We start from the raw sequence: 6,767 nt of genomic DNA on the forward strand, positions 1-6,767 counted from the left end.
AATCTTCTGGAATATCCTCAAATTTAGTACCTGGTTTTATTCCACCATCTGGATCTCCTATTTTCGGGTCATACTCGTACCCACAAACTACACAAACATATTTATCCATAAAAACATCTCCTCTTAATTTATTTAATATTGTAAACTACTTAATAGTCTATCCTAAAGCTTCTTCTATACTCTTTTAGTAATAATTATCAGTTCTTGTATTATAATATTAGTATACTAATTAATTAATAAATTGTCGGTAACATATGTTACTAGATTAATTTCTTATTTTAGATAAGTTAGTTATAATTCTATATAAATAAAAATGCTCTACTTTTATAAAGTAGAGCATTTTTATTTATATGCATATTTTAATTTTTCCTATTCTTCTTTCTTTAACTTCCTCTATTTTAAATATTACATTCTCATACACAATAGTTTTGTTTTCATCATGATTTGGAATAAATCCCATCAAACTAACTAAAAAACCTCCTATTGTATTGTAATTTTTTGATACTAAATTCAAGTCTAGGTTGTCATTTAATTCGCCAATTGAAAGTAATCCATCCACTATATAAGTATTGTTATCAACTTTTCTTATATCAGGTTCGTCATCATCATATTCATCTTCAATATTTCCCATAACTTCTTCTATAAGATCTTTATTGGTAACTAACCCTGAAAATCCACCATATTCATCTATAAGCATTGCCATATTTTTTTTAGTTTTTTGTAAGTCTTTAAATAATTCACCTATATTCTTAATTTCATAAACGAAGTAAGCCTGATGTAATATATTTCTTATTTTCACATTTTCAAAACCATTTCTATGTGCCTCTATTACAAAATCCTTCATATACAGTATTCCTATGATATTATCAACATCATTCTCAAATACTGGAACTCTTGAATGCTTTCCTTCTAATAACTCATCTAAGAACTGCGTAATAGGCTCATTTATATCAATTAAAAACACCTCAGTTCTTGGTGTCATAACTTCTCTAGCTAATTTATCATTAAACTCAATAATATTATTTATCATTTTTGTTTCAGTTTCATTTATGACTCCTTGGTTTTTCCCAACTTCCACAAACGATTTTAATTCCTCTTTTGATATTTTTTTTTCTAACTTATCACTATTAAGACCAGTTATCCTCACTAAAAAATTAGTGGATGCCGAAATTAACATTGCGAGGGGAGCCACTACTTTAGATACGTAGAGCATTGGCACTACTGAAAACATTGCAATAGCTTCTGATTTTTGTTGTCCTAGGCGCTTTGGAAACAGCTCTCCAAACACAATCATTATATAAGCTAATCCAATTGTTATGCAAATTAAAGCAATTTGATGACTATAAGTTACATTTAAGCTGTTTAAAAATCCTGCAAAATTATTAGACATACCTGTAGCAACAGATGCAATAGCAAAAAATCCAACAAGCGTAATTCCAATTCGAATAGTTGATAAAAAATTTGTTGGCTCCTCAATAAGTTTTACTAATAACTGTGCTTTTTTATTGCCTTCTTCAGCAAGATATTTAATTTTATTTTTGTTCAAAGATGCTATAGCCATTTCTGATGATGCAAAAAATGCATTTATCAGTGTTAAAACCGCAATTAATATAAATTGCGCCATTATACTATCGGGCATGGGGTCTGGTACCATTAAAAATTCCTCCTCTTAAATTAAAACATTTCATATTATATATGGTATCACAAAACTTGACTGCTTTATTGATAATATGAAAATAAATATTAAATTATATCTAATTCATCGTAACTTTTCCAAATAAAGTATTTATTTTTTGAAAAAATATACTTATTATGAATTATAGTTCTTATTGTTGGAATTGCTTTATATTTTACAGGTCATTATTTAACCGAAAAGTAAAGAACCTATCAATAATTTAATATAAATTTTAAAAAGAATTAGCAATATAATTGCACATTAATAAAAAGTACAATTATATTGCTAATCTATTTTTAGATAGACATCAATCTAAAATTATTTACCACATCTAACTAATAGTTCTTCCCATCTTTTATCAACTTCAGCTTGCATTTCTGCAATTAAATGTTCTTTGCCACTCTTGAATAAGTGCTTGAATCTTCCTTGTGGTTTCAAGAATTCTTCAATAGGCAATTTCTTTTTAGGAGTATAATTTAATGTCCATTTTCCATCTTCAACTTCATAAAGTGGCCAGTAACACGTTTCTACTGCTAAACGACATATTTCCATTAAGTCTTCAGACGGATATCTCCATCCTCTTGGACATGGTGCCATTACATTTAAGAAAGCTGACCCTTTTTTATAAAGAGCTTTCTCAGATTTTTCATGAAGATCTTTTAGATCCTTAACAAATGTGGTTTGAGCCACATATGGAACATGATGAGCAGCTATAATTTGGCCAAGATCTTTTCTATATTGTTTTTTGCCATCAGATTCTATACCTACTGGTGTTGTTGTTGTATCTGCAAATTTAGGTGTTGCAGATGAACGTTGGATACCAGTGTTCATATAAGCACCATTATCATAACAAACATAAACCATATCATGTCCACGTTCCATTGCACCTGATAGTGATTGGAACCCTATATCATATGTTCCACCATCTCCGCCAAAAGCAATAAATTTGCACTCATTTTTCAATTTTCCTTTTCTTAACAATGCTTTGTGGGCAGCTTCTACTCCACTAACCGTAGCCCCTGCGTTTTCAAAAGCATTGTGTATGAACGAATCTTTCCATGCTGTATATGGGTACATAAACGTAGAAACTTCAAGACAACTTGTTGCACAACCTATTACTGCTTTATCTTCTTGCTTTAGTGCACGCAACACCCCTCTTACTGCAATTGGGGCACCACAGCCTGCGCACATTCTATGTCCACCTGCTAAACGTTCTGGTTTATTCATTTCTTTCTTTAAATTATAACCCACACCATTCGCCTCCTATTCTCTTACTGAAAGATATCTGTATGTGCTTCCGATATCTCCTGTGTTTTTGATTTCATCAAGCGCGCTATATACTTCCATTATATTTTTAGTCCTAACATCACGACCACCTAACCCATAAATGTAATTAACCATTTTGGGTTTATTTGATGAGTCATATAAAGCACTTCTTACTTCTGCAAATACTGGCCCTCCACAAGCACTGAATCCTTCTGCTCTATCCATTACAGCTACAGCAGTTTTCCCTTCTAATGCTTTTGCAATTTCTTCTGCAGGGAATGGTCTAAAAATACGAATCTTAAGAAGCCCAACTTTTTTACCTTCTGCTCTAAGAATATCTATTGCATCTTTAGCTGTTCCTGCTGATGAGTTTAAAATAACTATTGCAGTTTCAGCATCATCTAATTTATAAGACTCAAACATTCCATATTTTCTTCCAGTCATTTTTTCGAACTCTTCCGCAACTCCCATAATAACTTTTTTTGCATCCATCATTCCTTGAGCTTGTTGTCTTTTATGCTCCATATAATAATGAGGTGAATCATATGGGCCAACTGACATTGACTCTTCTGGATTTAACAAATAATGCTTTGGACTATACTCTCCTACAAAACTTTTGACCTTTTCATCTTCAATCAATTCTATATTTTCAACTGCATGACTTGTGATAAAACCATCTTGACATACCATAACTGGTAGTCTAACATCGTCATGCTCCCCAATTCTTACAGCTTGTATAAAGTTATCATAAGCTTCTTGATTATTTTCCGAGTATATTTGTAACCATCCAGAGTCTCTTGTTGGCATACTATCTGAATGATCTGCATTTATGTTAATTGGGCCCGATAATGATCTATTTACCACTGCCATTGTAATTGGTAATCTACTTGATGCTGCTATATATAATACCTCAAACATCAATGCCAGCCCACAAGATGATGTCGCTGTAAATGTTCTTGCACCTGCTGCTTCAGCACCTACACAAGCTGACATTGAACTATGTTCACTTTCTACTGGGACAAATTCAGTGTCTACTTTACCGTTTGCAACGTATGTTGCGAAGTATTGAGGTATTTCAGTTGATGGTGTAATTGGAAATGCTGCAATAACATCTGGGTTGATTTGCCTCATAGCAGTTGCTACTGCCTCATTTCCTGACATTCTTTCTCTTATAGCCATTGTATTCTCTCCTCCTTCAATGTAGAGTTTCAATAGAAACCCTTTCTATCTATAATTTTCTTTCTTTACTCTGTTACCATTTCGATTGCGTTAAAAGGGCAAACTTTTGCGCAGATTCCGCATCCTTTACAATGGTAGTAATCAAAATCTAATCTTTTGCTATCTATTACTGGTATAGCGCAATCTGGACATACTGGTGTGCAAAGCAGACACTGCTTGCATTTATCTTCAATAAATACGGGTTTAACTGTTCTCCAATCTCCAGTTTTGAATTCAGATGAATTACCTTTTTCATAAATGTTTCCACCCTCAGTTATTTCAGTCCATTTTACACTCTCGTCTATATTTGTTTTACCCATTTATTTCACCTCCTGAAGTGCCATTTTTAATGCTTTCATGTTACCTTCAATTACTTCAGGTTTTGCTGCAAATTTATGTTCAAAAGAGAGTTGCATTTCTTTTAAAAATATGTCTTCAGGCATTATTTTACTAATCTTTGCAATAGCTGCAAGCATTGGTGTGTTTGGAAAATATCTTCCAAGGGTCGCTTCGGAAACTTTTTTAGCATCAATAGTATAAATTTTCCCTTCATATCCTTTTAAATTTCCACGAATTTCTTCTGGAGATTTTTCTGTGTTTATTACTATTGCGCCTTTACCCTTTAATCCTTTTGCTACATCAATTGAAGCTAATAAAGATTGATCTACAACTACTACGAAGTCTGGTTCATAAATGTTAGAATGTACTCTTATTTTTTCTTCACTTATTCTGTTATAAGCTGTAATAGGAGCTCCCATTCTTTCCGGGCCATATTCAGGGAAACCTTGAACATATTTACCAGTACTAAAGGCCACATCCGCTAGCAATAACGATGCAGTTTTTGCTCCCTGACCTCCACGACCATGCCATCTTATTTCTGTTACTTTAACCATATTTCTTCCCCCCTATAATCTTTTCTGTCTATATTTATAGCAAGTAGCATGCCAATTTTCAAACAACTTATAAAACCAGCATTCATCTAAATAATATATTGAATACTATTTCTTTTTTGTTGTAATTTTGTTATACTGTTAGAAATATAATGTTAGAATTTGTAAAGCAATTAAAAATGTGGAACAAAAGGGGTATAATATGGTGATTTCTCATGATGATTTTTATAAGAATAAATTATTTGAACTTTTTTGGGATAAGTCCAATGATGGTATTAATGTAGTTGACCTCCACGGTATTTTACTTTATGTAAATAAAGTTTCTGCCGATTACGCAAATACCACAATTGAAAAAATGATTGGAAAATATATTTCAAACTTTTATCCTGCTGCTGTTCTTCTAAAAGTTTTAGAAACTAAACATGCATTGTTAGATAAGAAAATACACTACGTAGCAGGCAAAAAATATGTAGTTAGTTCTTATCCACTATATGTTAATAATGAATTTGCTGGCGCCTTTTCAATTTTTAAGGATATTAAAGAAATTGATGATTTAAATCGTAAGATTAAGTTTCTCGAATTACATTTAAGTTTAAATAAATCAGAAGAAAACATTTCTTCTATTATTGGAAATGACGGTAGTTTAAAGAATGCACTTGTGCAAGCTAGAAGAACTGTAGGAGCTCTTGGAGGACCGCGACATTCTATTATCACAGGACAGTCAGGAACAGGTAAAACTATGCTTGCGAATCTTATTTATACTTATGCCAAAGAAGTTGGTGTCATTAACCAAAATGCGCCCTTCATTGAAGTAAATTGTTCTCAATTCACCAATCCCGATTTAGCGGCTGTTGAGATATTCGGTTCGGAAAAAGGTGCTTTCACCGGTTCTACCCAGCGAAAAGGCTTATTTGAACAGGCTAATGGAGGTATCTTGTTTTTAGATGAAGCTCATGCTTTAGAACATTACCAGACACTACTTTTAAAAGCTATTGAATCAGGTAGAATAAGGCGAATTGGTGGTATAAAAGATATCAGTGTAGATGTGATTATTATCGCAGCATCTACAAAAAATTTAAAAGAAGAATTATTACCTGAATTATATCAGCGTTTAGCCCAGTATGAGCTCTACCTTCCGTCATTATCAGAAAGAAGCTTTAAAGAAAAGTCTTCATTATTGGAGCATTTTATTACAAAGTATGAAAATGCAGTTGCAGATCTTCAAGGCATTAAGTATCATGTTGATTTTTCCAAGGAGACAAAAGCCATTCTTTTAAGAGCAGTCTATCCAAGAAATATTCGCCAATTCAGGGATATTATCAATTTTAGTATTGATGCCGCCTCTCCTCTAATATCAGATATTGGAGATAAAAAAGACCTTACTACTACTGTTCTTATAGAACATTTACCTTTTGAAATTTTTAATGAAGATGCTGACACTAAGTCTGCTAAAATAAATACTAATAAAATAAAAGAAAATATAAAAATACTCATTGATTCACTTCACTCGCGAGGTTTAGGACCTCGCAAAATATCAAATAAACTTAAAGATCAAGGATATACAATTGAATATTATCAGGTAGCATACTATCTAAAAAAAAGGCAATAATCTTGCCTTTTTTTTAGTATCAAGCTTTGTCATTCTTCTCTAATAATTATAATTCGAACAAGAATATTATATACAATAAATTTAGTAAAGCTGTCAAAAATAAAATTAT

General features: G+C 32.1%; 7 protein-coding genes. 1 reads left to right on the forward strand and 6 read right to left on the reverse strand.

The genetic code is table 11. The features are described from left to right. The 6 genes from JJE11_RS11815 to JJE11_RS11840 all read right to left on the reverse strand — a co-directional run. Nucleotides 1-109: rubredoxin (locus JJE11_RS11815; RefSeq protein WP_291635841.1), on the reverse strand; the 109-nt coding region annotated here is incomplete at its 3' end. A gap of 237 nt (nucleotides 110-346) precedes the next feature. Further along, entirely contained in the window at nucleotides 347-1,654 is a 1,308-nt protein-coding gene (locus JJE11_RS11820) for a hemolysin family protein (protein ID WP_291635828.1), read from the reverse strand. A 339-nt stretch (nucleotides 1,655-1,993) separates the two neighbouring features. Then, complete coding sequence (locus JJE11_RS11825; protein ID WP_291635830.1) at nucleotides 1,994-2,926, reverse strand: thiamine pyrophosphate-dependent enzyme; 933 nt, start codon at nucleotides 2,924-2,926, stop codon at nucleotides 1,994-1,996. A 12-nt stretch (nucleotides 2,927-2,938) separates the two neighbouring features. Further along, on the reverse strand, nucleotides 2,939-4,120 hold the full coding sequence (gene porA, locus JJE11_RS11830; protein ID WP_291635832.1) for a pyruvate ferredoxin oxidoreductase: 1,182 nt from the start codon (nucleotides 4,118-4,120) through the stop codon (nucleotides 2,939-2,941). Nucleotides 4,121-4,185: 65 nt separating this feature from the next. After that, nucleotides 4,186-4,479, reverse strand: a complete 294-nt coding sequence (locus tag JJE11_RS11835; protein WP_291635834.1) for a 4Fe-4S binding protein — start codon at nucleotides 4,477-4,479, stop codon at nucleotides 4,186-4,188. Further along, a complete protein-coding gene (locus JJE11_RS11840; RefSeq protein WP_291635836.1) occupies nucleotides 4,480-5,052 on the reverse strand; it encodes a 2-oxoacid:acceptor oxidoreductase family protein in 573 nt (190 codons plus the stop codon). It lies immediately after the preceding gene. A 199-nt stretch (nucleotides 5,053-5,251) separates the two neighbouring features. On the opposite strand from JJE11_RS11840, the gene JJE11_RS11845 reads away from it, so the two are divergent. Next, the gene (locus JJE11_RS11845) at nucleotides 5,252-6,658 is read left to right on the forward strand and encodes a sigma 54-interacting transcriptional regulator (RefSeq protein WP_291635838.1); all 1,407 of its coding nucleotides are present in this window, start codon (nucleotides 5,252-5,254) and stop codon (nucleotides 6,656-6,658) included. Nucleotides 6,659-6,767 lie beyond the last annotated feature (109 nt).

It is taken from the genome of Clostridium sp. (assembly GCF_016650095.1).
Classification (GTDB): domain Bacteria; phylum Bacillota; class Clostridia; order Clostridiales; family Clostridiaceae; genus Clostridium_AD.